This window comes from Mesorhizobium sp. P2_E9 (assembly GCF_056403815.1).
Genome location: NZ_JBFUET010000018.1, coordinates 49,669 through 76,194 on the forward strand (window position 1 = coordinate 49,669; position 26,526 = coordinate 76,194).

The 26,526-nt window shown below is 63.7% G+C and carries 30 protein-coding genes and 2 pseudogenes; 19 read left to right on the forward strand and 13 right to left on the reverse strand.

Going from position 1 to position 26,526, the window contains the following annotated elements:
• Nucleotides 1–4 precede the first annotated feature (4 nt).
• The 3 genes from AC1D05_RS28235 to AC1D05_RS28245 all read right to left on the reverse strand — a co-directional run bounded on the left by AC1D05_RS28235 (nt 5) and on the right by AC1D05_RS28245 (nt 3,427).
• On the reverse strand, nt 5–337 hold the full coding sequence (locus tag AC1D05_RS28235; RefSeq protein ID WP_477445084.1) for an ArsR/SmtB family transcription factor: 333 nt from the start codon (nt 335–337) through the stop codon (nt 5–7).
• 66 nt (nt 338–403) lie between these two features.
• The gene (locus AC1D05_RS28240; RefSeq protein ID WP_477445086.1) at nt 404–2,365 is read right to left on the reverse strand and encodes a diguanylate cyclase; all 1,962 of its coding nucleotides are present in this window, start codon (nt 2,363–2,365) and stop codon (nt 404–406) included.
• A gap of 228 nt (nt 2,366–2,593) precedes the next feature.
• The gene (locus AC1D05_RS28245) at nt 2,594–3,427 is read right to left on the reverse strand and encodes an SDR family oxidoreductase (protein WP_477445088.1); all 834 of its coding nucleotides are present in this window, start codon (nt 3,425–3,427) and stop codon (nt 2,594–2,596) included.
• A 97-nt stretch (nt 3,428–3,524) separates the two neighbouring features.
• Here AC1D05_RS28245 and AC1D05_RS28250 point away from each other — a divergent pair.
• A pseudogene (locus AC1D05_RS28250) lies at nt 3,525–4,412 on the forward strand (LysR family transcriptional regulator); the annotation flags it as partial.
• An 11-nt stretch (nt 4,413–4,423) separates the two neighbouring features.
• Here the strand turns inward: AC1D05_RS28250 and AC1D05_RS28255 are convergent.
• Nucleotides 4,424–5,329 (reverse strand): LysR family transcriptional regulator, encoded by a 906-nt coding sequence (locus AC1D05_RS28255; RefSeq protein ID WP_477445090.1) that lies wholly within the window; start codon nt 5,327–5,329, stop codon nt 4,424–4,426.
• 93 nt (nt 5,330–5,422) lie between these two features.
• Between AC1D05_RS28255 and AC1D05_RS28260 the strand changes: the two genes are divergently transcribed.
• From AC1D05_RS28260 to AC1D05_RS28295, 8 genes are all read left to right on the forward strand, one after another.
• Nucleotides 5,423–6,304 (forward strand): aldo/keto reductase family oxidoreductase, encoded by an 882-nt coding sequence (locus tag AC1D05_RS28260; RefSeq protein ID WP_477445092.1) that lies wholly within the window; start codon nt 5,423–5,425, stop codon nt 6,302–6,304.
• A 140-nt stretch (nt 6,305–6,444) separates the two neighbouring features.
• The gene (locus AC1D05_RS28265; protein ID WP_477445094.1) at nt 6,445–6,780 is read left to right on the forward strand and encodes an ArsR/SmtB family transcription factor; all 336 of its coding nucleotides are present in this window, start codon (nt 6,445–6,447) and stop codon (nt 6,778–6,780) included.
• Nucleotides 6,777–7,271: an SRPBCC family protein gene (locus AC1D05_RS28270; RefSeq protein WP_477445096.1), complete on the forward strand. Its 495-nt coding sequence runs from the start codon at nt 6,777–6,779 to the stop codon at nt 7,269–7,271. Before AC1D05_RS28265 ends, AC1D05_RS28270 begins: the two co-directional genes overlap by 4 nt.
• On the forward strand, nt 7,261–8,100 hold the full coding sequence (locus AC1D05_RS28275) for an alpha/beta fold hydrolase (RefSeq protein ID WP_477445098.1): 840 nt from the start codon (nt 7,261–7,263) through the stop codon (nt 8,098–8,100). Before AC1D05_RS28270 ends, AC1D05_RS28275 begins: the two co-directional genes overlap by 11 nt.
• A gap of 41 nt (nt 8,101–8,141) precedes the next feature.
• Nucleotides 8,142–8,426 (forward strand): VOC family protein, encoded by a 285-nt coding sequence (locus AC1D05_RS28280; RefSeq protein ID WP_477445100.1) that lies wholly within the window; start codon nt 8,142–8,144, stop codon nt 8,424–8,426.
• Complete coding sequence (locus AC1D05_RS28285; RefSeq protein ID WP_477445102.1) at nt 8,423–8,524, forward strand: hypothetical protein; 102 nt, start codon at nt 8,423–8,425, stop codon at nt 8,522–8,524. Before AC1D05_RS28280 ends, AC1D05_RS28285 begins: the two co-directional genes overlap by 4 nt.
• Nucleotides 8,525–8,690: 166 nt before the next feature.
• Nucleotides 8,691–9,095 carry an OsmC family protein gene (locus tag AC1D05_RS28290; RefSeq protein WP_477445103.1) on the forward strand — a complete coding sequence of 135 codons (405 nt, stop codon included), beginning with the start codon at nt 8,691–8,693 and terminating at the stop codon, nt 9,093–9,095.
• On the forward strand, nt 9,092–9,787 hold the full coding sequence (locus tag AC1D05_RS28295; RefSeq protein WP_477445105.1) for a VIT1/CCC1 transporter family protein: 696 nt from the start codon (nt 9,092–9,094) through the stop codon (nt 9,785–9,787). The genes AC1D05_RS28290 and AC1D05_RS28295 overlap by 4 nt, the downstream gene beginning before the upstream one ends.
• A gap of 33 nt (nt 9,788–9,820) precedes the next feature.
• Here the strand turns inward: AC1D05_RS28295 and AC1D05_RS28300 are convergent, their stop codons facing one another.
• Nucleotides 9,821–10,165 (reverse strand): DUF2231 domain-containing protein, encoded by a 345-nt coding sequence (locus AC1D05_RS28300; protein WP_477445107.1) that lies wholly within the window; start codon nt 10,163–10,165, stop codon nt 9,821–9,823.
• 131 nt (nt 10,166–10,296) lie between these two features.
• Nucleotides 10,297–11,358, reverse strand: coding sequence for a hypothetical protein (locus AC1D05_RS28305; protein WP_477445109.1), 1,062 nt, complete (start codon nt 11,356–11,358; stop codon nt 10,297–10,299).
• A gap of 74 nt (nt 11,359–11,432) precedes the next feature.
• Between AC1D05_RS28305 and AC1D05_RS28310 the strand changes: the two genes are divergently transcribed.
• Nucleotides 11,433–12,638, forward strand: coding sequence for a cytochrome P450 (locus AC1D05_RS28310; protein WP_477445111.1), 1,206 nt, complete (start codon nt 11,433–11,435; stop codon nt 12,636–12,638).
• Nucleotides 12,639–12,716: 78 nt separating this feature from the next.
• On the opposite strand, the gene AC1D05_RS28315 is transcribed toward AC1D05_RS28310, so the two are convergent.
• Both AC1D05_RS28315 and AC1D05_RS28320 read right to left on the reverse strand, forming a co-directional pair.
• Entirely contained in the window at nt 12,717–14,300 is a 1,584-nt protein-coding gene (locus AC1D05_RS28315) for a GH3 family acyl-acid amido synthetase (RefSeq protein ID WP_477445114.1), read from the reverse strand.
• On the reverse strand, nt 14,290–14,973 hold the full coding sequence (locus AC1D05_RS28320) for a hypothetical protein (protein WP_477445116.1): 684 nt from the start codon (nt 14,971–14,973) through the stop codon (nt 14,290–14,292). Before AC1D05_RS28320 ends, AC1D05_RS28315 begins: the two co-directional genes overlap by 11 nt.
• A gap of 240 nt (nt 14,974–15,213) precedes the next feature.
• Here AC1D05_RS28320 and AC1D05_RS28325 point away from each other — a divergent pair, with 240 nt between their 5' ends.
• On the forward strand, nt 15,214–15,990 hold the full coding sequence (locus AC1D05_RS28325) for a pseudouridine synthase (RefSeq protein WP_477445118.1): 777 nt from the start codon (nt 15,214–15,216) through the stop codon (nt 15,988–15,990).
• Between the two features lie 555 nt (nt 15,991–16,545).
• Here AC1D05_RS28325 and AC1D05_RS28330 read toward each other — a convergent pair.
• From AC1D05_RS28330 to AC1D05_RS28340, 3 genes are all read right to left on the reverse strand, one after another.
• Nucleotides 16,546–16,953 (reverse strand): hypothetical protein, encoded by a 408-nt coding sequence (locus AC1D05_RS28330; RefSeq protein ID WP_477445120.1) that lies wholly within the window; start codon nt 16,951–16,953, stop codon nt 16,546–16,548.
• A gap of 94 nt (nt 16,954–17,047) precedes the next feature.
• Nucleotides 17,048–17,449, reverse strand: a complete 402-nt coding sequence (locus AC1D05_RS28335) for a hypothetical protein (RefSeq protein ID WP_477445122.1) — start codon at nt 17,447–17,449, stop codon at nt 17,048–17,050.
• A gap of 273 nt (nt 17,450–17,722) precedes the next feature.
• Nucleotides 17,723–17,992: a cyclase gene (locus AC1D05_RS28340; RefSeq protein ID WP_477445124.1), complete on the reverse strand. Its 270-nt coding sequence runs from the start codon at nt 17,990–17,992 to the stop codon at nt 17,723–17,725.
• A 603-nt stretch (nt 17,993–18,595) separates the two neighbouring features.
• Here AC1D05_RS28340 and AC1D05_RS28345 point away from each other — a divergent pair.
• The 3 genes from AC1D05_RS28345 (at nt 18,596) to AC1D05_RS28355 (ending at nt 20,941) form a co-directional block, all read left to right on the forward strand.
• Nucleotides 18,596–19,342: an SDR family NAD(P)-dependent oxidoreductase gene (locus AC1D05_RS28345; RefSeq protein ID WP_477445126.1), complete on the forward strand. Its 747-nt coding sequence runs from the start codon at nt 18,596–18,598 to the stop codon at nt 19,340–19,342.
• 42 nt (nt 19,343–19,384) lie between these two features.
• Nucleotides 19,385–20,449 carry a sigma-70 family RNA polymerase sigma factor gene (locus tag AC1D05_RS28350; RefSeq protein WP_477445128.1) on the forward strand — a complete coding sequence of 355 codons (1,065 nt, stop codon included), beginning with the start codon at nt 19,385–19,387 and terminating at the stop codon, nt 20,447–20,449.
• Between the two features lie 90 nt (nt 20,450–20,539).
• A complete protein-coding gene (locus AC1D05_RS28355) occupies nt 20,540–20,941 on the forward strand; it encodes a VOC family protein (protein WP_477445130.1) in 402 nt (133 codons plus the stop codon).
• A 167-nt stretch (nt 20,942–21,108) separates the two neighbouring features.
• Here AC1D05_RS28355 and AC1D05_RS28360 read toward each other — a convergent pair whose 3' ends face one another.
• The gene (locus tag AC1D05_RS28360; protein ID WP_477445132.1) at nt 21,109–21,690 is read right to left on the reverse strand and encodes a histidine phosphatase family protein; all 582 of its coding nucleotides are present in this window, start codon (nt 21,688–21,690) and stop codon (nt 21,109–21,111) included.
• A gap of 202 nt (nt 21,691–21,892) precedes the next feature.
• Between AC1D05_RS28360 and AC1D05_RS28365 the strand changes: the two genes are divergently transcribed.
• From AC1D05_RS28365 to AC1D05_RS28385, 5 genes and pseudogenes are all read left to right on the forward strand, one after another.
• Nucleotides 21,893–23,425 carry an alkaline phosphatase family protein gene (locus AC1D05_RS28365; RefSeq protein ID WP_477445134.1) on the forward strand — a complete coding sequence of 511 codons (1,533 nt, stop codon included), beginning with the start codon at nt 21,893–21,895 and terminating at the stop codon, nt 23,423–23,425.
• Nucleotides 23,426–23,753: 328 nt separating this feature from the next.
• On the forward strand, nt 23,754–24,203 hold the full coding sequence (locus AC1D05_RS28370; protein WP_477445136.1) for a universal stress protein: 450 nt from the start codon (nt 23,754–23,756) through the stop codon (nt 24,201–24,203).
• A 103-nt stretch (nt 24,204–24,306) separates the two neighbouring features.
• Nucleotides 24,307–24,582 carry a type II toxin-antitoxin system TacA family antitoxin gene (locus AC1D05_RS28375; protein ID WP_027044316.1) on the forward strand — a complete coding sequence of 92 codons (276 nt, stop codon included), beginning with the start codon at nt 24,307–24,309 and terminating at the stop codon, nt 24,580–24,582.
• Nucleotides 24,579–25,097 carry a GNAT family N-acetyltransferase gene (locus tag AC1D05_RS28380; RefSeq protein ID WP_477445139.1) on the forward strand — a complete coding sequence of 173 codons (519 nt, stop codon included), beginning with the start codon at nt 24,579–24,581 and terminating at the stop codon, nt 25,095–25,097. The genes AC1D05_RS28375 and AC1D05_RS28380 overlap by 4 nt, the downstream gene beginning before the upstream one ends.
• A 180-nt stretch (nt 25,098–25,277) precedes the next feature.
• A pseudogene (locus AC1D05_RS28385) lies at nt 25,278–25,640 on the forward strand (LbetaH domain-containing protein); the annotation flags it as partial.
• A 119-nt stretch (nt 25,641–25,759) separates the two neighbouring features.
• Here AC1D05_RS28385 and AC1D05_RS28390 read toward each other — a convergent pair.
• On the reverse strand, nt 25,760–26,509 hold the full coding sequence (locus AC1D05_RS28390) for a sulfite exporter TauE/SafE family protein (RefSeq protein ID WP_477445141.1): 750 nt from the start codon (nt 26,507–26,509) through the stop codon (nt 25,760–25,762).
• Nucleotides 26,510–26,526: the final 17 nt, after the last annotated feature.

The following is a 26,526-nucleotide window of genomic DNA, read 5'->3' on the forward strand; positions in this document are numbered from 1 at the left end:
GACCTCAACATTTGCAGGTCACCGCCTGGAGGATCGGCTGGCAAAGCTCCGGCGCGCCGTTGCAGCAATCCTCCATCAGATAGGCCAGCAGATCGCGAAATCCGGTCATGTCGGCCGTGTAGCGGATGCTGCGCCCGTCGCGTTCGGCATGCACCAGCCCGGCCTGGCCGAGGATCTTCAAATGCGCCGACATGGTATTCTGCACGGCGTCCAGCCGCGTGGCGATCTCGCCGGCCGGCACACCTTCGGCCCCGGCCCGAACCAGCAGCCGGAACACCTCCAGCCTGGTTTCCTGACCGAGTGCGGCGAGCGCCAGCAATGCTGTTGTCTTGTCCATCAATCCATCTATCCAGATTTATGGATTAATGGCAGCCGACCATGACAGTGCTGTGACGGCCAGGGCTCACGCTTTGCGCCGGGAACCTGTCGAGCGCGGCTCGCTGAGATGCGGGCGCCAGCCATGCACGCGGTCTCGTCCCGCGGCCTTGGCGCCGTAGAGCGCTTCATCGGCGCGCCGCAGCAGATCGGCGATCTCGATCGTCGCGCTGCCGTCGAAGGTGCCGACCCCGATGCTGACGGTGACGATGCCCTTTTCGCTGCCGGCATGCGCAAGCCTGAGGTCGCGCACCTTGCCCCGCAGCGTTTCGGCGATGACGAAGGCGCCCCGCGCATCGGTTTCCGGCAGGACGACGGCGAATTCCTCGCCGCCATAGCGGGCCGCCGCGTCGGCCGGCCGCCTCGCCGTCGCCTCGATGCAGCGGCTGACGGCGCGCAGGCATTCGTCGCCCGCCGGATGGCCGTACTGGTCGTTGAAGCGCTTGAACCAGTCGACATCGATGATGAGCAGGCTGAGCGGCGTCGCGCTGCGCCGGCCGCGGGCGAATTCGCGCGCCAACGCGTCGTCGAAGGCGCGGCGCGTCAACAGTTCGGTCAGCCCGTCGCGATGCGCCAGCAGGTTCAGCTTCTCGTTGGCGGCCAGCAGTTCGGCCTCGATCTGCTTGGCCTCGGTGATGTCGGAAAACACGCTGAGGCTGCCGCCATCGCCGGTCGGCCGGGTCCGCACATCGAGCCAGCGCCCATCGGCGAGGCGGATCTGACGGTGGCTGGCAAGCCTCTGCAGGTCCATGATTTCGGCGATCCAGGCCTCGACCGCATCGGGCGGCGTGACGCTTTCGCCGCGCGCGACCGACGCGCGCAGGATGTCGCGGTGGTCGGCACCCGGCACCCTGATATCGGCCGTCTTCGGAAACATGGCGCGATACTGAGCGTTGCAGAGCACCAGCCTGTCCTGGGGGTCGAACATCACCAGGCCGTCGGCCATATGCGTCAGCGCGTCTCCGAGCCTCGCCTGGCTTTCCGCCAATTCGGTCTCCAGCTGCTTGCGCTGGGTGATGTCGCGATTGTGCGTGATCAGGCCGATGACGGCCCCGGTCCTGTCGCGAAACGGCGCCTTCAGCGTCGCCAGCCAGGCATCGGTGCCGTCCTCATGGTGCAGGCGCTGCTCGATGGTGGAGGAGACGCCGGACGCCAGGGCGGCCAACTCGTCCTCGCGAAAAGCCTGCGCCGTTTCGCTGGGATAAAAGTCGAAATCCGTCTTGCCGATCAGCGCCTTGGCGTTTGCCGCCTGCATCAGCGCGGCCGTTGCCGGATTGGCGGCGATGAACCGCCCGTCGAGGTCCTTGACGTTGAGGCAATCGGGCAGCGTCTCGAACACGGCCTTGAAGATGCGCCTCGACTGCAACGCTTCCAGGCGACGCCGCTCCTGGTAGATCGCCAGCCCCGACATCGCCACGGAGACGAAGATAAGCAGGCTGGAGGGGAACACCACCTTCGGCAGCACCGTCTCGATAATGGACCGCGGCAGGACACTAAGGCCAAGCAGCGATCCGCATGCGGCGGCCGCACCCAGGATCATGATATCGCGCATGCCGGGCGAGCGGCCCCTCAGCGCAAGATTGCCGGCAATGCCGATCAGCATGGTGGCCGCGATCCCGACCGCGCCGGCGAAGGCGCCGATGCCGCCCTCGAAGACCCGGAAGGCACCGGCCATCACGCCTGCGACGAGACCGGCGACGGGACCGCCGAAGAAGCCGGCAACGGCAATCATCGTTGCCCTCAGATCGACAAAGACGCCTGGCTGGAGTTGCATCGGCGTCAGCATCAGGATGATGGCGCCGGCGCCCATCAGCAGTCCGAAGGCCGCGGCCTTAACAGCGGCCGGCCTGCGGTCCAGCCACACATGCGTGTGGATCCAGACCGAAACGAACATCGCAACGACCGCGAGATTGGCCAGCAATTCAGACCAGGGCGAACCCATTTTCTTGCGCGTCCCCCTTCCTTCATGCGTCGAGGGTGCGTCGGCCATTCACGACGCCTGCCCTCGTGAGTACGCCGGGCAGGAAAACAAACCGTTACGGACCGGGTTTGGATTGTTCGGATGTACAGACGGAAGGGGCGTCTCGAAGGCGCATGGTTTCAGCACCGACACGGCTTCTGCATTCTGCAACGACATGCATTCATGCATGAAAACAGACACTTAAGAACGCCTGATGAATCTGTTTCGACCCGGCGCGCTTGACCCTCGCAGCCGGGATTACCCGTCGATCGCCAGCGAGCTTGAAAGCGCGCGATAGGCTTCGATCTGTTGCCGCAATGTCGCAATCTTCTGCTCAGCCGTGGCGATGGCATCGGCGCCGGCCAGGAAGCGCCGGGGAAGCGCGGCCTCCTTGTCCAGTGTGATCAAGGCCTGCGCCAGTTTTGCGGGGTCGCCGCCCTGTGTGCCGTTCGCACTGGTCCAGAAGGCCTCCTGCTGCGCACGGCGCGCGCTGTAATCCGCGATGGCGAGGTCGGCATATCTGGTCGATTCCTCGGTGAGAAGTTCGGTGCGGAAGAAGCCCGGATTGACGATCATGGTCTCGATACCGAAGGGCGAGACCTCGACCTGCAGCGCTTCCATCCAACCGTCGAGACCGAATTTGGACGCCGAATAGGCGGTGCAGAATTCGTAGCCAACGAGGCCTGCCGTCGACGAGATCGAGATGATCCTGCCCGATCCCTGCCTGCGCATCGCCGGCAGAAAAGCGCGGGTGACATTCATCGGGCCGACAAGGCTGGTGGCCAGTTGCAGGTCCATCTGCCGGGGCGACAGTTCCTCGAAATAGCCTGCGTAGAAGCTGGCCGCATTGTTGACCAGGACGTCGATGCGGCCAAAGCGCTCGATGGTGGCCTTGGCGGCCGTTTCGGCGTCGGCGCTGCTGGTGACGTCCAGCTTGACGACCAGAAGCCTGTCGGATTTGCCGACAGCTTTCGCCACCTTGTCCGTATTGCGCCCGGTGGCGACCACTTGATGGCCGGCGGCGAGAGCAGCCTTGGCGATATGCAGGCCCATGCCTCGCCCGGCGCCGGTAATGAACCAAACCTTGCTCATGTTCCAAAATCCCTTCGTTGATGGGGCATAGGTAGCCCCTGCCGAGAAACGGGATTAGATGGTATTATCGGCATGAACTTAGAAATGGGATTGATGAATGCGAAGGCAGAATGTGAACGACCTTCTGGCCTTTATCGCGGTCGCCCGTGAGCAGAGCTTCACCAGGGCAGCCGCCAGGCTCGGCGTATCGCAGTCTGCCTTGAGCTATACCATCCGCACCCTGGAGGAGCGGCTTGGCCTTCGGGTCCTGACCCGAACGACCCGCAGCGTCGCCCTGACGCAGGCTGGGGAGAGGCTTCTGGGCAGCATCGGGCCAAGGTTCGATGAGATCGAACGCGACATCCAGGCATTGGGGGAGATGCGCGACAAGCCGGCCGGCACGGTCAGGATCAATTCCGTCGAGCACGCCGCTGAAACCATCCTCTGGCCGGCCATGGCGCGGTTGCTGCCGCAATACCCTGACGTGAACGTCGAGATCATTTCGGACTATGGTCTGATCGACATCGTGGCGCAGCGCTACGACGCCGGCGTGCGACTTGGTGAGCAGGTAGACAAGGACATGATCGCGATGCGCATCGGTCCTGATTTCCAACAGGCGGTGGTCGGGGCGCCGGCTTACTTCGAAGGCCGGACGTTCCCGGACACACCGCAGGAACTCACCGAGCACCAGTGCATCAATCTCCGCCTGCCGACGCATGGCGGTTTCTATGTCTGGGAGTTTCGCAACAATGGCCGCGAGCTGAATGCCCGTGTCCAAGGTCGTGCCGTATTCAATTCCATAAGCTTGATGCGGCAAGCAGCACTCGACGGATTGGGACTTGCCTACCTGCCATTGGACGTCGTCGAGGCGGACATCAGCACCGGTCGGCTGCTGCGCGTACTGGACGACTGGTGCATACCACGCCCAGGCTATCATCTTTACTATCCCAGCCGACGCCAGCCTTCACCGGCCTTCGCTCTCGTTCTCGAGGCGCTCCGCTACCGTTCACCCACCCTTCACCCCCAGCGCATCCCACCGACAAAATCGATAAAGGCACGCAGCGGCGCCGGCGTCAGGCGGCGGCCGGGATAGTAGAGGAACGGGCCGGAAAATTCCTGCCACCAGGGCTCCAGCACCGGCTCCAGCCGGCCATCGTCGAAATAGGGGCGCAGCCAGTCCTCGAACAGCGAGACGATGCCGCCGCCGGCGATCGACACCTCGAGCGCCAGCGCCATTGCCGTGCCGGTGCTGACCAAAAGCGGGCCGGTCGGCTCGACGCTCACCACCTCGCCGTCGCGTTCGAACTCCCAGGCCGGCGTCAGGCCGCTGGCGAAGCGGCCGCGCAGGCACGCGTGATGCAAGAGGTCGCGCGGATGGTCGGGCCGGCCATGCCGGTCGAGATAGGCCGGTGACGCCGCTGTTGCGAAGCGCTGCCGGCGCGGGCCGATCGGCACCGCGATCATGTCCTGCTCCAGCCGCTCGTCATAGCGGATGCCGGCGTCGCAGCCGCTCGCCAATATGTCGACGAAACTGTCCTCCGCTGTCACTTCCATGCGGATATCTGGATAGGCGGCGAGGAAGGGCGGCAACAAGCGCGGCAGCACCAGCTTGGCCGCGACGACCGGCACGTTGAGCCGCAGCGTACCGGCCGGGCGGCCGCGAAAGCCGTTGACCACGTCGAGCGCCGCCTCGACCTCGCCGAGCGCCGGGCCGAGCCGCTCCAGCAGCCGCGCGCCGGCCTCGGTGGGCGCCACACTGCGCGTCGTGCGGTTGAAGAGCCGCACGCCGAGGCCGGTCTCGAGCCGCCGCACCGTCTCCGAGAGGCTGGAAGCGCTGACGCTGCCCGTCCTGGCCGCTTCGCGAAAGCCGCCGGCGCGGGCCACCGCCATGAATGCCTGGAGGTCGCCGAGATCCGTTGCCATTGTTCGCCTTTCCGCACAGGTTGTGCCGATTGCACCATATTATCGTGCAGGCGCGCTTTGTCTACATTGGGCTGATCCAAAGGAGATGAGACCATGACCGACATCAGCAAAGCCGGAACTTTCAAACTCGGTGACCGCACCGTGAAGCGCCTCGGCTACGGCGCCATGCAACTGGCCGGACCCGGCGTATTCGGGCCGCCGAAGGACCGCGACGCAGCCCTTGCGGTGCTGCGCGAGGCGATCGCCAGCGGCGTCGACCACATCGACACCAGCGATTTCTATGGCCCGCACGTTACCAACCTGATCATCCGCGAGGCGCTGCACCCCTACCCCGCCGATCTCACCATCGTCACCAAGATCGGTGCCCGGCGCGACGACAAGGGCGGATGGCTTCCGGCCATGGCGCCCGACGAGCTCAAGCAGGCCGTGCACGACAATTTGCGCAATCTCGGCCTCGATGCGCTCGACGTGGTGAACTTCCGCCGCACCGACGGCCTGCATGGACCGTCCGAAGGCTCGATCGCGAAAGAAGTCTCGGTTCTGGCCGAGCTTCGGCAGCAGGGCCTGGTCAAGCATATCGGGCTGAGCAACGTCACGCTCACCCAGGTCGAGGAGGCGCGCCGCATCGTCCCCATCGTGTGCGTGCAGAACCTCTACAACATCGCCCACCGCAACGACGATGCGCTCATCGACACGCTGGGTGCTGCCGGCACCGCCTATGTGCCGTTCTTCCCGCTTGGCGGCTTCACGCCGCTGCAGTCGGACACGCTGGCCAGCGTCGCCAGGAAACTTGGCGCGACGCCGATGCAGGTGGCGCTCGCCTGGCTGCTGCGCCGCGCGCCCAACATCCTGCTCATCCCCGGCACCTCCTCGGTCGGTCATCTCCGTGAGAACCTGGCGGCGGCCGAACTCGACCTGCCGCGCGAGGCGATCGATGTGCTGAACGGGATTGCCGGCGAGAAGGCAGCCGCCTGAGACATTGAACACCGCCTGCCGGGCGAATCCGCCCCGGCAGGCGCCCTCGCCTTCTCACCGCCTCACGCTCCAAAGCCGGTTGACCTATTCAGCCAATCCCGTTATAGAACCATTTAGTTCCAGAACTAAATGGTTCCACAATGGCTCCTCAGATCTCCCTCGACGACACATTCGCCGCTCTCGCCGACCCCACACGCCGGGCGATCCTCGCCCGGCTGCTTGACGGCGAAGCTTCCGTTGCCGAACTGGCGCAGCCTTTCGCGCTCACTGTGCGTGCTGTCTCCAAGCATGTCGGCGTGCTGGAACAGGCTGGCCTCGTTACCCGCAGCCGGGCGGCGCAAAAGCACCTCAGCCGCATCGAACTCAAGCCTCTGCGCGACATCGACCGCTGGCTGGATGACTACCGAAAACTCTGGGAAGACCGTTTCGATCGCATGGAAGACCTCTTGCGGCGCGGCGCGGACAGGCCGAAATGAGCGCGCCCGCAACCGCCGATCGCAGCTTTGCCATCGAGCGGATTTTCAACGCTCCGGTCGAGCGCGTCTTCAAGCTGTGGACCGATCCGCTTCTGGTGGCGCAATGGTGGGGCATCAAGGACTGCACCATTCCCCATTGCGTGCTCGATGTGCGCGTCGGCGGCCGCTGGCGCATCGACATGCTGACCGCCAGTGGCGCGCTTTACCGCAACCAGGGCAGCTATCTCGAGATCGTCGAAAACCTCAGGCTGAGCTACCGCGACGAACCGGACCCTGAAATCCGAGAATGGGCCGGCAAGCCGCCCGGCCAGAGCCGCCATACGATCACCTTCACCCCTGACGGCGCCCGCACCCATGTCCATTTTGAAGTCACCTTGGCCAGCACCGCCGACCGCGAACGCCTGCTTGCGCTCGGCATGCGCGGCGGCTGGATCCAGAGCTTCGACCGGCTGCAACAGCTGATCAACAGGGGAGCCGACCATGCTGGCTGAAAGCGCGAAGCCGACCACGCAAGCCGATTTGTCGGGGGCCGTGTTGTCGCGGGATGGAACGCCGATCGCCTGCGAGCGCCGGGGCAAGGGCCATCCGCTCATCCTCGTCGACGGCGCGCTCTGCTCCCGCACCATGGGTCCGAGCCTTCAGCTCGCCAAGGCGCTGCAAGGCGATTTCACCGTATTTCGCTATGACCGCCGTGGCCGCGGCGACAGCGGCGACACCTTGCCTTACGCGGTCGAGCACGAGGTCGACGACATCGCGGCCGTGCTGCGGGCGGCCGGCGGTGAAGCCTATGTCTGGGGCATGTCATCAGGCGCCATGCTGGCGCTGATGGCGGCAGCCCGCCTGCCCGGCATCCGGAAACTCGCACTCTACGAGGCGCCACTGATCGTCGACGACAGCCGCGCGACCACGCAAGGCGACTGGGCAACGATCCGGCAAGCCATAGTGGACGGCCGGCGTGGCGACGCCGTGAGCGCCTTCCTCAAATCGGTCGGCATGCCCGGCCTGCTGATCGCGGTCATGAAGCTGACGCCGATCTGGCGCAAGCTCAAGGCGGTGGCGCATACGCTGCCTTATGACGGCGCCATCGTCGCCGGCGATCAGCTCGGCAAGCCGCTGGACCCCGCCCGCTGGACCGCGCTCAGCTTGCCGACGCTGGTGACCGATGGCGGCAAGAGCCCGCCATGGATGCGCCATGGCAACAAGGCGTTGGCGCAGGCTCTGCCCAATGCTCGCTACCGAACGTTAGCCGGCCAGAACCACATGCTGAAGGCAGCCGCGCACGCGCCTGTGCTGACGCAGTTCTTCAATGCGCGGGATTAGGCGCGGGCGATAACCTCATGCAGCCACAAGGAAATTCTCCCATGCAACTTCGCCATATCCTCATCAAGGTCGATGACCAGGACAAGGCGCTGGCCTTCTACACCTCGGTCCTCGGTTTCGTGAAAAAGCATGATTACGACGGCGGCCGGCCCCGCTGGCTGACGGTGGTGTCTCCGGATCAAGCCGACGGCGCTGAACTGGTGCTCGAGCCCAACCACGATGCGCCAGCGCGTGCCGCGCAGAAGGCGCTCCATGACGCCCACTTCCCGGCGGCCTTGATCACGACGTCCAGGCCGACTACGACCGCCTCGCCGGACGCGGCGTGAAATTTCTCGGACCGCCCCAGCGCATGGGTCCGGTCAGCGCCGCCTTCTTCGACGATACCTGCGGCAACTTCATCGTGATGGCTCAGCAGGCCGGTTGACGCGCCATCGCTGTTATGGTGGCGCCCGTACCGCAACCAGCAGGGTGCTGTGCGTGAACGGGAACAGCGCGACCTGATTCTGACCTGGATCAACTTCAGCTTCCTGAAAAGCGGCTAGAAACGCCAGAACGGCGCCTGCCAGGCGGGCGGCGAAGCAGGTGGCACCATGTTCGAATACAGCGTTGAAGCCAGACGGACCGATGCACGAGGCAGCGTGGCCACGACCAAAAACGCCGCGCTTGTTCTCGACACCTGTCTCGATGGCCGGGCCGATGCCTTCAATCCAGCCGAACTGCTTCTGGCGGCGATCGCCGCCTGCATGATCAAGGGCATCGAGCGCGTCACGCCGATGCTCGGTTTCAAGCTGCGCGGCGTCAAGGTCGCGTTGCATGCCGTTCGGCGCGACACCCCGCCGGGCATTGCCTCGATCGACTACGATCTTGTCGTCGACACCGATGAAACCGACCAGCGGCTGGAGCTGCTGCACAAGAACGTCCGCAAGTATGGCACGATTTCCAATACAGTCGCCGCCGCCACGAAACTCGAAGGCACGATCCGGAGAAAAGCATGAGCCGCCTGCATATCGAAAACCACCTGGTGTCGCGCATCGGCTGGCTGCGCGCCGCCGTGCTGGGGGCCAATGACGGGATCGTCTCGACCGCGAGCCTGATCGTCGGCGTGGCGTCGGCCGCGGCGCCGACTTCGCAGGTTCTGGTCGCCGGCATAGCCGGGCTGGTCGCCGGCGCCATGTCGATGGCGGCCGGCGAGTATGTCTCGGTCAGCTCCCAATCGGACACCGAGAATGCCGACCTCGCCCGCGAGCGCGAGGAACTCAGGACGCAGCCCGAATTCGAGCGCGAGGAACTGGCGCAGATCTACGTCAAGCGCGGGTTGGATACGGGCCTGGCGCGCCAGGTCGCCGATCAGCTGATGGCCAAGGATGCTTTGGCCGCGCATGCCCATGACGAACTCGGCATTTCGGAAATGACCACGGCGCGACCGATCCAGGCGGCGCTGACCTCGGCGGCGACCTTCAGCGTGGGCGCGGCCATGCCACTGCTCATGGTGCTGGTGTCGCCTGCCTCCATGCTGGTGCTGGCGGTCTCGGTGGCGTCCCTGCTTTTCCTTGGCTTTCTGGGCGCGATCGGCGCCAGGGCGGGCGGCGCCAACATCCTTCGCGCGACGCTGCGCGTCACCTTCTGGGGTGCCTTCGCCATGGCGCTCACCGCCGGCATCGGCGCTCTGGTCGGCACTGCGGTGTAAGCGGCCGGCCAACGGCCCGGCCGCTTGTGACCATTACCCGCCGACCGCGACCTTGGCGACATTGACGCCGAGATCGTAGACCAAGATGCCGCCATAATAGGCGGTGACCGTGACCAACACGGAGCCGGCGATTTCGATCACCGGGACGGCAACGGCCATCGAGCCGATGCCGCGATTGCGCAGCCAGAGGACCAGCCTGACGGCGCCCCAGATGAAGAACGCCAGCACGGTGGCGCCGCCCAGTCCCTCATGCGTTTCCGCCACCGGACTGCTGAAGCCGCCCGATTCGGCAAAATCGAGCGCCAGCCCGCCAAGATACCAGGTTGCGACGGCGACGCCCGGCAGCAACGGCCAGGCCGGTCGAGCGTGTGCCGGCACCGCTGCGCACCGTCATGTCATGAACCGACCCCAGACAGAATGCCAGCACGACCGACCCACACCCAAGCCACTCGGTGTCGGCCTTAACCGCGTCCTATCGAAGCTCCCGGCCGGCCAATTATCGGCGTCCTTCACCCTCTGCCGAACAGCCGCGCCAGCCGCTTCTTCAGCGGCCGCAGCGACAGGCGCCGCCGCCGGGAAAATCCCGCGATGCGCTGCCGCACCGCGTGCATGGCATCGGCGTGGATGGCATCGACGCTCATCGAGCCGTCGCCGAGCAAGAGGTCGGGGCCGGACGGCCGCCGCATGATGCCGCGCAAGGCGCGCTCATGCATCTCGGCGTAGCGGCTGTAATCCACACCCGGATCCCAGCCAGGCGGCCGCGCCAGAACCGTTGGATTGTTGTTGATCTCGAAGGTCTGCACCCGGCCATCGACGATGCCGTAGTCGATGCGGCCGTAATCGATGCCTGCCAGCGCAAAGACACGCTCGATCTGCGTGGCATGCGGATTGTCGGCGACATAGGCGCGGCTTTCGGCTCTGTCGGCTTCGGTGAAACGGGTGCTGGGAAACTTGATGTACCAGTTCTCATTGATGAAGCAGTGCTGCGGATAAATCGTCGACCCGACCTTGTAGGCCGAGTATTTGCGAAACCTGCCGTCGGCCGAAGGGGCCGCGCCATATTCCACAATCATCAGGTCAGGGTCCTGGCGAACATGGCCCGGCAGGCTGGCAATCGCCGCCTCCAGCGCTTCGGCGCAGTCGATCAGCCAGGTCAGCGGCGGCTCGTGCTGGCTCTCCCAGCGCACGAAAACCGGAAACCGGCGAACAGACTTGCGCTCCCCCAGACGATACACATCGAAATGATTCAGGCCGGCGCCCTTGAGCCGCCTCAGCAAGTCGAAGCGCCGCGGTACGATTGCCGGGTCGTTGAGGCGCAACAGACCTGGATTGAACAAGGCGATGCGCGCATGCAATGCAATCGCGGCCTCCAACTGCGCCGGCGCCAGCCGTTCGAAATCGGTGAAGATGAAGGTGCCGGGAGCCACTGGGCCGAGCCTTCCCGCCAACTCATAGGGAATGATCCGGACCAGATCGCCAAGCCCGTGGCGGAAATAGCCAAGCAGCACGCCCATCGTGTAAGCGTGTTGGCGCGTGCAGAAATAATAGATTGGTCCCTGATCGCTGGTCATGGCCGGGCGTCAATATTCAGGCGTGCGTGGCGCACACCTGTACGCGGTGACAAGGTAGGGTTTTTCGAAAGTCGATGCATAGCGAGCCTTCTTCCAGTCCTGCATTCGAAGCCACGCGGCACCCATGGCAAGGCATTCGTGCCGGCGCCTTCGAAGGTGCCGCGGACACCTACGCGATCCATGATGAAATGCGACGGCGCGCTCCTGTCTGGCGAGCGCCGTGGGGCGATGTCTACCTCACCGGCTACGATCTCGTTTCGAGCAGTCTCGCCAATCGCAAGCTGTCGCATGTGCCGCCGGGCGGCGGAACGGCCGAGCCGTCTTCCGCGATCCGTGACTGGCTGATCTATCAGGAGGGCAGCGCCCACGCCGCCTTGCGCCAGGCCCTGCAGCAACCCTTTGTCGGTAAGGGCATGGCAGCATTGCGTCCCGTCGTGGACGAAGCGGTCGAGGACCTTATCGGCGATGCCGGCCAGTCCGGCACGATCGATGTCGTGGCCGCCTTCACGCGCGCCGTACCCGAACGGGTCATCTGCCGCCTGCTTGGCGTGCCGGACGAGGATATGCCATTGATCCGGGCATGGTCGGGCTCGATCCGTACCATTCTCGATACCGGCTTCGACGAAGCGTTTGGCGGCCATGGCAATCCGGCCGATGAAATGTCCGACTATTTCGTCGAGCATCTGCGTCGTCTGCTTGCCGCCGGGCAGGTACCGTCGCTGCTGACTGGGCTTGCCACTCTTGTCGAGGCGCTGGGGCTGACGGCCGCCGGTCGCAACATCGCCTTCCTGGCCTTTGCCGGCCACGAGACCACGGTGCACCTTATCGGCAACATGCTGTTCCATCTTGCTCACCAGCCTCTCCAGTGGTCCGCCTTGCGCAGAGACCGCCGGCTTGCCGCCAATGCCGTTGCCGAAACGCTGCGGCTGGAAAGCCCTGTGCAGAAGATCTGCCGCTGGCCGCTCGAACCCGTCGTGCTTGACGGCCAGGAAATCGAGAAGGACGAGCTGTTGGTGCTCCTGGTCGGGGCCGCCAACCGCGATCCGGCCCAGTTTGCTGATGCGTCGCGTTTCGACCTTGGCCGGACCGGCAAGCAGAATTTGGCCTTCGGCCGGGGGGCGCATGTGTGCATCGGCAGGGCGCTAGCGGAAATGGAAGGTACCGCGGTGCTGGAAGCCGCACTCGCCCGTTGGAACACCATCGAACCGGTTGGCGCTTGTTGGATGGACAATTCCTCCATCCGCGGCCTGGACGCGTTGACCTTGCGCCTGACGGCCTGACCCGTCCGCCTCCGGTCTTCGCGACCTTGCCCGGCATCCCGAATTTTCGATTCCATGCCAAGCAGATGCGGCATCGTCCTAAATCTCCCCCTGATCCGCTTCGAGCGCTGCGAGAAGCGCCGCGTCCGATCGCCCGAGCAGAATCGGCGCCTTCATCCCGGCAATACTGGTGCCGCCCGCCATGCGGTGGCGCTTCAGCCTGCCATAGAGGTCATCGACGTGTTTGGCCCGCAACGGCTCGAGCTGGCCGATGCGGCGGGCATATTCATATTGCGGATTGGCCTTGAGCGCGTGGTCGAGACTTTCATCAAACCCGTCGACGGTGCGCCCTGGACCAGCCTCGACGAAAAGCCGGTAGTGCGGGTGTGGCGCCGCGACCGCCACCAGCAGCGCATAGGTTCGATGATCGAGCCCGATCTCGGCCAGACAGCGCGCGACGAAAGCTTCCGTGAGCTTCTCGCCACAGAGATCGGACACCATGCCGGCACGGCCACGGAAGCGCAGGCGCGGCGTATCCCCGGTATATCCAGTGACCTCGATCATGTCCTGCGTGTCGTAGCGGTAGAGGCCGGAGCCCGTGGTAACGATCAGCCTGTAGATCCGACCGGCCTCCAACTGCCAGGCGAAAAGGCAGGCACCGCTTTCATCGACAAACTCGAAGAACCCGCTTTGCGATGCCAGGATACAGCCGGGGCCATCGCCGTAGGGGAATGAAACGGCGGCTTCGGTGGACATCAGCCCCTTGGACTGGATGGACACGTGCGGGAATTGCGCCTGCAACGCGGCGGCAAAGCCGCTGCTCGAGGCGTCGGTCCAGCAGCTGATCGTGTCGAGGCGAGGCCAGATCTCCGACAGTTGCGAATTCCCAAGCGCGCGTTCCAGCACGGCAATGCGACTGCGCACCGCATCCGCCGGCTGCGTGGCGCTCAGCTTCTCAGCCAGTTCCGCCAACAGGCTCTCGGCATCGCGTTGCATCGCGCGCAGGATTTCGGTCAGATAGGTCGGGCTCCAGACCCAGATCAGGGCGAGATCCTCAGCGGCCAAAAGATGCAGGCAGGTCTGCCTCTGCCAGTTGGCGAAATCGGCGAGCAACCGCAGGTCCATCGGCACGGCGGAAAGTTCGATCAGGCTGTCGCGCAAGGCGCCGAAATAGGCGAAAGGCACTGGACTGCCCAACCTGAGCGCGCCGACGCGCTCGTTCGCGCCGCGGCCCACTGGGCTCAGCGCAAAATAGCTGCGTCCACGCCTGATGCCCGGGCGGCGCCGGATCAGGTTCGCCAGCCAGGGATAGAGGCAATCGGTGAAGGCCTGCAGGCCCGTATCCGTATAAGGAATAAATTTCGAGCCGCCGGAACTGCCGCCGGTCTGTTCCAGGAACCGGACCGGTTCGGCGGTCAGCACGTTCTCAGCCCCGCTGACCACCCGCTCGATATAGGGCGACAACCGTTCGTAATCGCCGATCGGCACCAGATCGCGAAAGGTTTCCGCCGAAGTGACGCCGGCGAAGCCGTGCTCAGTTCCGAACGCTGTCGCGGCATTGGCGTTGACAAGCCGCTGCAAGACAGCGCGCTGCGTGGCCTCGACACCATCGAGCCGCGACCGGAAACTCGCGTCGCAAGCCGCGGTCGCGTCGGCGATCCGTGCCCAGGCCTCAGCCGCCATCGTTCAGCCCCTCGGCAAAGCTCGCGGCTCCATAGCGCTTCAGATTGCCAAGCTCGAACTCCGCCAGGCAGGCGAGTTCGACACCCCGAAGATAGGACGGGTTGGCCCTCAGGAAGAACGCGGCGAACCGGTTGCGGACAGCTGTTTCCTCGACATCTGCCCATTCCCGCCGCAAATGGCCCTGCGACGGCCCGAAATCGATCAGGCCGGTCGAGGGATCGAAGTAGCTGCCGTAGCGGGCAGCCGCGATCTTGTCGCGGATTGCCTGAAGGCCGGCCGGGTTCGCGCCGTCGATGGCGGGAACGAACTCGTGAAAGAAATTGGGCAGGATACGGAATGTCCTATGCCCGCCGATGATCGAGAACCAGAACAGCCGGCCTCCGACACTTGCCTTGGCGGTGCCCGCCGCGTGGAAGAAACCACGCAGCAGCACAGGGTCGCCCCAGCGCGCGGAGTGGAGAATCGTGTCGCCCGAGAAGAGATAGTGGATTGTTTCCCCGCCGATCGTCTGTGGCCGGACGAGATAGGTCGAGAAGCCGATGATCTTCCGCTTATGGCGGATAGTCACGACAGCATCCTTTTCGGCGAGATCGCGCTCGAAACCCTTGCGGTCGACGGCCTCGTAGTAGGTCTCGTACAAGGCAAACATCTGGTCGCGGTCGGCGGGCGCCAAATCCGGGACCGGTGTGTTTACCGAGTGGATGGAATCGATTTCATCTGCAGTACATCGCACGCAATCTTGCCGCCCCTGTCAAACCCAATGGATCGAATATGAGACAGAGCTTGAGAAGTTCAACCCGCTCTTTTCGGAATCCTTGTCAAACCGGTTATGCCAGTGCGCCCGCCGCCGGAGCTTGCGAACTCGCCCCCGCCCGTGCCATCAGTCGGCCCAACCGACACCAGAGCTACGGCCATGACACCACGGCGGACACACGATGCCGACAGGCCGGCGATCACCAGGCCACACATGGCCAAGTCGCCCGGCGTCAGCCTGAACCGCGCGCTGTCAAAACTCGGCCTTTGCTCGCGCACGCAGGCTGAGGTGCTGATCGCGGAAGGTCGCGTGCGCGTCGGCGGCAAGGTGGTGCGCGATGCCGCATTGCGCGTCGACCTGAACCGCGACCGCATCGTCGTCGATGGCGAGCAAGTCGTTGCCGAGTACAAGGTCTATGTCATGCTCAACAAGCCGCGCGGGCTGGTCACCACCCGCGACGACCCGCAACAGCGCGACACCGTCTATGCCTGCCTGGAAGGGCTCGATTTGCCCTTCGTCTCGCCGGTCGGCCGCCTCGACAAGGCGAGCGAGGGCCTGCTGCTAATGACCAACGACACACGCTTCGCCAACCGGTTGATGGACCCGGCCTCGCATCTGCCCAAGACCTATCACGTCCAGATCGGCGCGGTGCCGGACGAAGCGATGCTCAAGACGCTGCGGGCGGGCGTCACCGTCGACGGCGAGACCCTGACCGCCAATTCGATCGCGCTTTTGCGCAGCGGCGGCCGCACCGCCTGGCTGGAGATCGTGCTCGACGAGGGCCGCAGCCGCCACATCCGCCGCCTGCTCGCCGCGCACGGCATCGAGGTCAAGCGCCTCATCCGCATCGCCATCGGCGAGCTGCCTCTAGGCGACCTCGCCAAGGGCACGGCGCGGTATTTGACGGCGGAGGAGCTGGCGCTAGTAAGTGGGTGAGCGCTACGTTGTCATTTAACGGTAATATTTATGACAACCGTGTAAGCTTCTCCCGTAATTGTATGGATCGAAAACGTTATCTGATCCTGCCCTTTAAATCCAGGATTTGACCTGTAAAGACCACTTACTCCGTCAACTTTTCGATAGTCACATTTATAGCGGTCACTCCCCTTAGAATAGACAGGATAAATCTTTCCAAATACGATCTTGATCGTTCCGTGACTCGGCCCAGCGATTGCCCTTACATCTTGTCTACCCTCAGTTGAACAGTCTGGGTTCAGACTCGAGCCCTTGATGACAGAAACCTCTTTTCCAGAGGGTGCTGTCTTCTCTTGGCTTGACCAACGCGCCATCGCTGCCGCGGGACAGACAGCGAGCCCTAGGAGGGCAAGCATCGCTATGATACCAGTCGCGCGGCAGATCATCTTGGCTTTCCCATACTTGCTGATTCTATCAGAATAGACTTTTGATAATGTGCCGATGAATTTTGACCTCTACAATAAATCCTCTCCGGGTTGCTGGCCGGCTGAGCTGTGAGGATTAGCCCGCAAAGCTCTATTCGACGTCAATGCTCACGACCGCCTTATAGGCATTTCCCGTATAGGTATGGGTCGAAAAAGTCACCTCGTCGTGTCCCTTGAATCCAGGATTCGACCGGTAAAGCCCCTTGATACCATTGACCTTGTGCGTATTGCATTTCGAGCGCTCATTCGCTTTGGCGAAACCGGTGTAGAGCTTTGCGTGCACAAGCCTGACCTTGCCATGGCTCGGGCCCGCGATGATCCTGACATCGTCCGCGCCCGCGCTCGAACAGTCCACATTCAGGCTCACATCCCTGAAGATATAAATCTCCTGTCCGGATAGCGCTGTCTTTCGATAGCTTGTTGACCCTGCGGCCGCGGGCCAGGCCGCCAATCCCAAAGCCATCAATGCCGCTACGAAACCTGCGGTTCTATACACCATTTTTCAGCGATCCCCTGGCTGCATGACGTCTCCCTTCGGCCGAGATGCGGGCGGGCAATTGCTTTACCGCCCACCGTATTCCGGCTGAGATCCGCTACTCGACCTTGATGTTGGTGACATATTTGAAGGCATTGCCCTCATAGGTGTGAACCGAAAATGTCACCTGGTCCCAACCCTTGAAACCGTCTTTCGACCGGTAAAGTGCCCTGATGCCATTCACCATGCGGGAATTGCATTTTGAACGCTCGTTCGATTTGGGATAAGTCGCATGCACCTTGCCCCGAACGGGTCTTACATTTCCGTGGCTTGGGCCGGAGATCACTCTCACGTCATCCCTGCCTGCGCTGGAACAGTCCACGTTCAGGCTCGCACCGCCGAAAACATAGATCTCGTGGCCGGAAAGCGCTGTCTTCTGGTGGGTGTCCGCAGCAGCCGGACAGGCCGAAAACACCAGAAGCGCAAGCCCCGTTATCACACTTGTTGTGCGGAAAATCATGTCACCCCCCTCTGCCCGGTGAATTCTCCCCGGTCAATTCTCCAAGTGACGACGCTATGACGACACCAAGCAAACGGCCAATCACGGAAGGAGTACGTCCAATCAATTCTTGGTTATCAGAATAGAGTTCGGATACGCCGCTGATGCATCTTGGTTTTTACAATAAATCCGCCCCAGTGCCGCTGGCCAGTTGAGCCAAACGTCCCGCCCGCCGGGCAGGAAGCGGCCCTGGCCATTCATTGCAGCACGGTCAGCCAGAATTAGAGCCGTCGATCAGGCCTTATTGGTGATCCACATGCTTGGCGCGCCGACGACGCCGGCGTTCCCCATCGCCTCTTTCAATTTTGGGTTTTTGATGAAGGCCTGAGCTTCGGCGACACTGGCGAAATCATGCGTCACGGTAACGTCGTTGGGGTTGTCCGCCGCCTGATAGACGGTCTCAGCCTTCACGCCGCCGGCCTTTTGGACCGGGGCGAACCCGTCATAGACTTTGCGCCAGGCCTTGTAGTCGGACACGGTATGTCGCACGAACAGCGCCGTCATCGTCCATTCCTCCCAGGGTGCGCCCAAGAGGTCGGCGATGGGCCGTCTAGTTTATCGCCTCGATCAGGTCTTTGGCAAAGCGGGGCGAAGGGGTATTGGGTCGGCTTGATCGGCGTCAACCGAGTGTCGCACAACGCGCCGAACTTCTTTATGCTTAGCGGAGAGCATTGGAGATAGGCGATGGCGCCCAAGCGCGCGAGGTTAATGATGACTGATGCAGATCAAAAAAGTGTCGGCGAGTGGAACCGTTGCGACGAGTGCAAAAGTAGTTATGTGGCCTCATCATCCAAAATGGCCTCTCTTTGCCCGGAATGCTCGCACCACATCTACGGCTACGAAAACTGCCCTCACGACTTCGAAGCCACTCGCTGCAAGCTATGCGGCTGGAATGGCCGACGATCCCGATACATTCGGTCTCTAGTCGCTGGCGACTGATCGCACCGAAGTTCGAAATTTCAAACTAAGACACGACCGACGAACGGGCACAGCCCCGACAGACCGCCCGACAAAGTTTTTTGATCTCCACCGATGATTTCCGCTCACCCGCGCTGTCTTCACCTACAGGCGCCGGAATCCTCCGGGCCGGAAGAAGCGAGGTGATCCATGCAATCGTTGAAAGGTCAAAATGTCGTCGTGGTCGGGGGCAGCCGGGGTGTCGGCCGCTCGATCGTGGAAGCTGCATTCAGCGAGGGGGCGACGGTGCTTGCCGTCGCCCGCGGCGCGGAAGCTTTGAAAGAACTCGCCTGGGAAGCGTCAGGTGTGAAGACGCTTGCCGCCGACGCCACGCAGGACACCGCGCCCGACGCGGTGTTTGCCGCCATGCGGCCGGATGTGCTGGTGATCTGCGCCGGCGCCTTCGCTCCGTCGGCCTCCATCCAGGACCAGAGCTGGGATGATTTCTCGGCGAATTGGGAGACGGACGTCAAGGCATCGTTCCTGTTCTGCAAGGCCGCCCTGCGAGGCGGGCTGAAACCTGGCAGCCGCGTGGTGCTGATCTCCAGCGGCGCGGCATTCAGCGGCGGTCCGCCGAACTCCGGCGGCTATTCCGGCGCCAAGCGCATGCAGATGTTCCTGGCCGCCCACAGCCAGAAGGAAGCCGACCGGCTGGGTCTTGGCCTGCGCTTCATGGCGCTGGCGCCGATGCGCATCATGACCGGCACCGGCGTCGGCCAGCGCGGCATTTCGAGCATATCAGCCTATCTCGGCATCAGCCCGGCGGATTTCCTGGCCAGCTTGAGCGATGTGCAGACACCCGCCGATGTCGGACGCGCCGTGGTCGCGCTTGCCGGCGGCAAGGCGCAGGGAACCGCCTTCACGGTGAGCGGCAGCGGCCTTGCAGCGGCAGCATGAGGCGCGCAGGATGAGAGATAAACTTCGCTTGGCAGGCTCGACATGACAGACGCTCCCGGCCCGTTTGAGCCGCTGAGCCCGACAGGCAGGCCGATCCTCGATCGGCCTGCCTTCGAGCGCCTGACGACGACCCACCGCCGCGCGCTGAAGCTGCATTGCTACCGGATGATGGGCTCGCTGCATGAGGCCGACGATCTCGTCCAGGAGACGTTGCTGAAGGCCTGGCGCGGTCGCTCGCAATTCGACGGCCGCGGCTCGCCGCGCGGCTGGCTCTACACCATCGCCACCAACGCCTGCCTCAACGCCATCAAGGCGCGGGGCACAGCGCATCGCATTCTCGGAGAGAACGCGCGGCCGCCGAGCGAAGGGCGTGCTGCCGCCGGACCCGCCGCCGAGCTTGCCTGGCTGGAGCCCTATCCCGACGCCGAGCTGCCGGACCTTGTCGACGGCGAGCCCGGCCCGGACGCACGCTACGAGACAAGCGAAGCCGTGCGGCTGGCCTTCGTCGCCGCCATCCAGTTGCTGCCGCCCCGGCAGCGCGCAGCCCTTTTGCTGTGCGACGTGCTTGGCTGGTCGGCGCTGGAGACCGCGCAGTTGCTGGGCGGCTCGACCGCCTCGGTCAACAGCGCCCTGCAGCGGGCGCGCGCGACGCTTGGTGAGCGCTATCCGCAGGGACGCCCCTTGCAGCGATCGCAGCCCAACCCGGAGGAAAATGTGCTCCTGGAGCGCTATATCAGGGCCTGGCAGGCCGCCAATCTCGACGGCTTCATCGCTCTGCTGCGCGAGGACGCCACCTACCACATGCCGCCATGGCTGGACTGGTACCAGGGACGCCCCGCGATCCACGATTTCTTCAAAACCGTGTGGAGCAATTTCGCCGGCTACCGCGCGGTGGCGACACGGGCCAACGGCCAGCCGGCGGTTGCGATCTACGCACAGCGCCATCAGGAGCCGGAATGGCGCGCGCAGTCGCTGCATGTCATCGAGCCGGCCGCCGGCGACATCGCCTCGCTGACGGTCTATGTCGGCCCGCTCGCGGCAGGGCTGATCGCGGCGTTCGGCCTGCCGCCAATGGTGCAGGAGAGTTGGTCCGAACCGAAAGCTTAGCCCTCTCTCCTGACAGAAAGCTGGCAGGAGGCCTGGCCTATAGATCGCTTGGGAGCCGGGTCGCGGCTTCAGCGATCAAGGAGCTCTGCGATGAATTTCGTTTCTGTCCGCATCATCACCTCGGATGTTCAGCGCCTCGTGCGCTTCTACGGCGAGATCACCGGCATGCCGGTGACGGTCTACACGGAAGACTTCGCGGAACTCGCGACGCCTGCCTGCACGCTGGCGATCGGCAGCACGCGCACCTTGATGCTGTTCGGCGGCGACATCGCCCGCCCCGCCGACAACCACACCGCCATCCTCGAATTCCGCGTCGGTGATGTCGATGCCGAATTCGCCAGGCTGTCGGACACGATCAGGAACGTGACCGTGCAGCAGCCGACCACCATGCCCTGGGGCAACCGCTCGCTTTTGTTTCGCGACCCCGACGGCAATCTGGTGAATTTCTTCACGCCGGTGAGCGCTGAAGCGATCCGGAAGTTCGATAAATAGAGACAAGGCGCACGGTTTCAAATTCGTGCAGCGCCAGACGTCCGGACTCAGCCGAAGCCTCCCTCGCATTCGTCATCCACGGGCGGAGCAAGGAGCGCAGCGACGCAGCGCAGACCCGAGGATGACGAAAGAGAGGGGGCTTCCGCGCCGAGTGCCGTTGCCTGCCGCTACTTCTGGTTCCACTTGCGCACGACCGGTTCGGTCAGGTCATGCTCATAGCCGAGCACGCTGATGCTGGCCGTATCGAGCACGAACAGCGCGCCGCCCTCGGGCGGCAGGCCGAGCCAGCGGGCGGTCAGCACGCGCAGGAAATGCGCGCTGGAAAAGATCAGGATCGAGCCGCCAGCGTCGCGAAGCTGTCTGATGATCCTGTCGGCGCGGGCGCCGACATCGGCCGCCGTCTCGCCTTGCGGGCAGCCGTCGCGAAACACGTTCCAGCCCGGCCGCTCGGCCAGGATTTCCTTGGTGGTGCGCCCCTCATAGGCGCCGTAGTCCCACTCCTGCAGATCGTCGTTTCTGACGCTTGTCGCGCCAAAGCCGGCCAGCACGCTGGTGTTGTAGGCGCGCTGCGAGGGGCTCGACCACACCGCCGAAAACGACAGGCCCTTGAGCCGATCCGCCACGCCCCGCGCGGCCGCTTCGCCTGCCGGCGTCAGCGGCATGTCGGTGCGGCCGGTATGCTGCCCCGAAAGGCTCCACGCCGTCTCGCCATGCCGGACCAGATGGATTTGCGGATATGCGTTGCTCATGGGATGCCTTTCGATGATGTCAGGCCAAGCTGTAGCGGTCGGCACAACACAGCGAAAGACCCCGGCTGCCATCGCAGCACTTCAGCGCCATCATCGCTGGCTTACCAATCCGTAAGGTCCCTGCCACCGCGTTTTCATGAACCTGTCATGTCCGCTCGCCTACCTTGATCCATCGCGAGGTTGCGAGACGAGGGACACTTCAATGAAAACACTATCTCTGGCGCTGGCGGCGGGTACGCTGACGGCGGCGTTGGCTGGCGCGCTGTCTGCTTCCAGCGCTGTCGCCGCACCCTACAAGCACGTGCTGCTCATCAGCGTCGACGGGCTTCATGCCCTCGATCTGGCAAACTATGTCGCTACAAATCCGGCAAGCTCGTTCGCCGCGCTCGCCCATACGGGGATTTTCTATCCCAACGCGCTGACCAGCGCCCCGTCCGACTCGTTCCCTGGCCTTGTGGCACAAGTAACCGGCGGCACGCCCAAATCGACGGGCGTGTTCTACGACGACAGCTACGACCGCACCTATTTCGCGCCGGCTTCGGATTGCAAGGGCGAGCCGGGCGCCGAGGTCGCCTTCGCCGAGAACATCGACGTCGATTCGACGCGCCTTGATGGTGGCGGCAAGCCAGGCGATTACCGCAGCCAGATCGACCCGGCAAAGCTGCCGATGACGCAGATCAACGACAAATGCTCGGTGGTCTATCCGCATGATTTCGTGCGGGTCAACAACGTCTTCGAAATCGTGAAAGCGCATGGCGGCCGCACGGCCTGGTCCGACAAGCACCCGGCCTACGAATGGCTGAATGGACCTTCAGGCAAAGGCGTCGACGACCTCTACGCCCTTGAACAGGACAGCTTGATTCCGGGCACGAAGATCAAGACGACCGGCAGCTTCAAGGCCGAGCGCGACTTTGATGAAGCGCGGGTCCAGGCGGTGATCAACGAAATCAAGGGCCTCGACAGTACCGGCGCGCATCATGCAGCGGTTCCCACGCTTTTCGGCATGAATTTCCAGGCGGTGAGCGTTGGGCAGAAGCTTCCCAAGGCCGGCCCTGGCGACGAAGCCGGTCTGGTCGGGGGCTATCTGGATGCCAGCGGCGCGCCGAGCAATGGTCTTGCCGGGCAACTCGCCTATGTCGACGGCGCCCTCGGCAAGCTGATGGCCGCACTCAAGGACAATCATCTCGCCGATTCGACGCTGATCATCCTTGCCTCGAAGCATGGCCAGTCGCCCATCGACCCCGCGACGTTCCAGCCACTGGACGATGATCCGTACACCAAGACACCGGGCTATGCCTTCCACATCGCCGACGACGCCGCGCTGATCTGGCTCAAGCCGCAAGACAGGGTCAAGAACCTCGCGGCGGCGCAGGATTATCTCGAGAAATCGAGCAAGGCTGAAGGCATCGCCCAGATCCAGCCGCCGAATGCCCTTGCTCTCGCCTATCAGGATCCGGCCACCGACAGCCGTACGCCGGACTTCATAGCCACGGTCAATCCGGGTGTGGTCTACACATCTGGTTCGAAGATTGCCGAGCACGGTGGCGCCAATGCGAACGATCGCAATGTCGCGCTTCTCATCAGCAGTCCTTCGCTCAAGCCGAGGTCGGTGCCAACCCTGGTGCAGACGACACAGGTAGCTCCCACCATCCTGCGGGCTCTTGGCTACAACGCGAACGAACTCCAGGCCGTGAAACTCGAAGGCACCCAGGAACTGCCGGCGACACCGTTCTAACTCTTTGTTTTGACGCAATTCCCAAGGGAAAACCGTTTCACACTTTTCCTGGAATTGCCTGGGATCATACCGTTTCACAATTGGCCGCCGGGCATGCTCGGCGGCCAATTGTTTGTGATCGGCAATGTTTGCGGACGGGTGATCGCATCGCTGATGGCAGGCGGCGACGGGCCTGGCGTTGATTTGAGTGCCCAACCCCTCGTCTGGCCTTGATCCGCATCAAGGTGGCCCTGTGACGAAGCCGATAGCGAACTTATATCAGGATAAGCCGCTCCAAGGCTCCCGCCACTCCAAGGGCACCGGCCCTTGCACAACAGGTCAGATCATCATGTACAAACATCTGCTCATCGCCACCGACGGATCGGAACTGGCCGACAAGGGCGTTGCCCATGGCCTCACATTGGCAAAAGGCATCGGCGCCACCGTCACCTTCGTCACCGTCTCGGAACCGTACCCCATCTTCGCCTGGGGCGGCGCCATGGCCGGCTATGCGGCGGGCGATGAACTGGCCGTCTACCAGGAAGAATCGCGCAAATATGGCAAGGAGGTTCTGGCCAAGTGCAAGGCTTCTGCCGACGCGGCCGGCGTGTCCGCCGAGGTGATCCATGTCGAGGACAAACGGCCCGCCGAAGCCATCCTGGAACTATCGCAGGCGCAAGGCTGCGACCTGATCGTGATGGCCTCGCATGGCCGCCGCGGCCTGGGCAAACTGCTTCTGGGCAGCCAGACGGCAGAAGTGCTGTCCTACACCGAAATCCCGGTGCTGGTGGTTCGGTAACACGGTGACCGGCGCGCTCTTCATGCCCTTGAGGTTAATGCGGCAGGATTTATATTGTACGGATTCAATCCGTACTGTATTATCGTGAGCAAAGGAGACTCCTATGCCCCGCAACGTCAGCGACAATGGTCGAATTGATTTCCGGATTTCGCCCGAAGCGAAGGCCGTGATCGCTCGTGCGGCGGCCTTGTCGAATGTCGGCCTGACCGAGTTCGTTACGCGCTCCGCACTGCGTGACGCCCAGGCTGCGATCGAGCGCGCAGAACATCTTGCCCTGTCGGAACGGGACAGCCTGCGCATCCTCGACCTGCTTGAAAACCCGCCCTCTCCGACCGACCGCCTTATCCGCGCCGCCAAGGCTGGTCAGACCCTCGCGTGAACTCCATCACGTGGCAAGAAGTCCCGATCGGTAAACAGCATGACCGTGCCGCCTTCGACTGCGGCGACGCGGACCTCAACACCTATTTGCAGCGCTTCGCCCGTCAAAACCATGAGAGCGGTGGCGCGAAAACTTTCGTTGCCGTGACGGCGCAAGATCCTTCGCACATCCTCGGGTTCTATTCCCTCAGCCCGGCTTCGATCGACTTTGCCCGGACACCGGCAATCGCCAGACGCGGCCTTGGCCGCTATGACGTGCCGGTCTACCGTCTGGGTCGGCTCGCAGTGGATCTTACGATACAAAGCCGCTGCCTCGGCGGCGGCTTGCTGCTCGCCGCCGGCAAGCGCTGTATGGCAGTCGCGGCGGAAGTCGGCGGCGTTGCCTTGCTTATCGATGCCAAAGGGGATCAGGCGGCACGCTGGTATGAGGGTTACGGTGCGGTCCGTCTCGATGACGCGCCATTGTCCCTGGTCCTGCCTTTCGCCGTGATCGCCAAGGCGATAGCTGCGTTCTGAACTGCGGCGGTGCTGGCGATTCGCTAAGCCCTGGCCCTCAGAGGCTGAATCCGGCATGTGTCTGACATTCGTTCGACCGCGCCCGGAGGAAAACAACGAATGGCGCATGAGGATCGCACCCGGATAATCCCTAGCAGAACGCCGGAATCGGCGGCCATGCTGGCGGACGTCAAACAGGCGATGGCGATTACCGCCCGTCTCAACCGTTTGACGATCAACGACGCGGACGAGGTCCGCGCCCTGTTCAGCGAACTCATCGGCAGGACAGTGGATGACAGCTTCCTGCTGATCCCGCCCTTCTACACGACCGGCGGCGCCGAGATCCGCGTCGGCCGCAATGTCTTCATCAATCAGAGCTGCACGTTTTATGATCTTGGTGGGCTCGACATTGCCGATGATGTGCTGATCGGGCCGAATGTCAGCCTCATCACCTCAGGCCATCCGCTCGAGCCGTCACGGCGGCGCGCCTTCACCACCGCAAAGCCGATCGTCATCGAACGCAACGTCTGGATCGCCGCCGGCGCGACGGTCATCGGCGGCGTGACAGTAGGCGAAAACGCAGTCGTCGCGGCGGGCTCGGTGGTGACCAGGGACGTTCCCGCGAACACGCTTGTCGGCGGCAACCCGGCGAGGGTTTCCGGTCGATTGCCGAGTGAGGAAACTCACCACAGCGCCTCCAACACCAGATACGCCCCCAGCGCCAGCAACCCCACGAAGAACACCTTGCGAAACGTCTCGACGCTCATCGTCTGGCGCAGCGCCTGGCCGATGAACATGCCGGCCAGCGCCGGCACCAGCGCCAGGATCGACCCCGAAAGCTGCGCCGCCGGCGACGCCAAAGCACCAGTTCGGAACAGGCCGATGGCAAGGGCCGCCGTCGAGACGGTGAAGGACAGGCCGAGCGCCTGGATGAGGTCTTCCCTGCCCAGCCGTAGCGATTGCAGATAGGGCACCGCCGGAATGACGAAGACACCGGTGGCGCCGGTGACCAGTCCGGTCGCCAAGCCGACCATTGGGGACATCAAGACCTCGTGGCGCGCCGGCGTGGTCAAGCCAAGCTTGAGCAGGCCGAGAACGGCATAAAGCACGAGCGCCGCGCCAAGCCCCGCCGAGGCCGCGCCCGCATGTGCGCCGGTGAGCACCCCAGCGCCGGTGACGGTGCCCAGCATGATGCCGGCCATCATCGTCCAAAGCCGCTTGCACAGGCCGGCGAAGGAGGGGCCGGTGAACAATTGGCAGAGATTGGTGACCAGCGACGGGATCAGCAACAGGGCGGCCGCCTGCGCCGGCGGCATCGTCACTGCCAGCAATCCCATCGCGACCGTCGGCAGCCCCATGCCGACGACGCCCTTGACGAAACCGGCAGCAAGGAAGACGGCGCCGATCCAGGCGATGATGCCGGCACTCAGCATGGCCGCACCTTCACCGT